Annotated in this window: 1 protein-coding gene and 1 pseudogene; both read left to right on the forward strand. The window is 32.3% G+C overall.

What is annotated here, in order from left to right:
- Positions 1-110 (forward strand): annotated as a pseudogene (locus LI112_RS18605) (GNAT family N-acetyltransferase); the annotation flags it as partial.
- 63 nt (positions 111-173) lie between these two features.
- Complete coding sequence (locus LI112_RS17785) at positions 174-1,013, forward strand: CPBP family intramembrane glutamic endopeptidase (RefSeq protein ID WP_117594121.1); 840 nt, start codon at positions 174-176, stop codon at positions 1,011-1,013.
- The last annotated feature ends 78 nt before the right edge of the window (positions 1,014-1,091 follow it).

A 1,091-nucleotide genomic window follows, 5' to 3' on the forward strand; every position in this document is an offset into this window, starting at 1 on the left:
ATGCCAGAGCAATTTCTTTTTACCAAAGAGAAGGGTTCATTATTCAATGTGAAGGTTTGGATGAAGCTACTGGTGAAAAAGAATATACGATGCTATGGAAACAAAAATAGAAATCGGGATTTGTTAAGTTGGTAGTAAATTTTTGCAATAATGAAGGTAAAGGAGAGCATTTTATGAGTACAAGAAAGACGATAGGAGGGGCTTTGGGAGCCATCATTGTATTGATAGTAGCTCAAATATTAGCTCAGTTAGTGGCAAGTTTGTTTGTTTTGGTTAAAATTCCAGAAGGTATATGCAATATTATAGCAGGAATTATATATGTTGGATTAGCATTTGTTTTAAGTGAATTATTTTCAAAAAGACTACTTAAAATAAAAATAGAAAATTTGGGAATGCCAAAATTTTCAATTAAAGCTAAATGGATTATTGTAGGTGTATTATTACCTGTGACAGTAAAAGCGGTTTATCTTTTTTTCTTTTCTGGAAAGTACGTTTCTTCTGGAATGAATAGTAATCAGATTTTTTCAACACTGAGTGCTGGTATTGTTTTTACAGGCATAGCCGCTGGTTTTGTTGAAGAAATGGTTTTTCGAGGAGTTATTCTAAATCTGTTAAAAGAGAAATGGAATATTAAAGTAGCTGTATTAATTCCATCAGTTTTATTTGGATTAGTACATATTATAGGAATGGATTTTTCCATTATAAGTAGCCTGTTGGTTCTTATTGCTGGAACAATGGTGGGAATAATGTTCTCAATGGTTGCTATTGAAAGTGGTTCTGTTTGGAACAGCGGAATTGTCCATTCACTTTGGAATATTTTAATTATTGGCGGCGGTTTATCAATAAGCGAAAAGGCAGATGAATATTCGGTTATGACATATGTACTTGATTCAAAAGACTTTGTTTTCACTGGTGGAGAATTTGGAATTGAATCATCAATTATTGCACTATTAGGTTATGTTATAGTTACTTTAGCAGCAATATGTATGATTAAGAAAAAAGCAAAAGTGTAATAAGTATCAAAAAACAAAATCCAGTTTGTTGAACTGAATCCGAAAAGCATTAGGGCGCAGAGGAGATAGAATCCTTTG

Source organism: Blautia sp. 210820-DFI.6.14 (genome assembly GCF_020558815.1).
GTDB lineage: Bacteria > Bacillota > Clostridia > Lachnospirales > Lachnospiraceae > Blautia_A > Blautia_A obeum.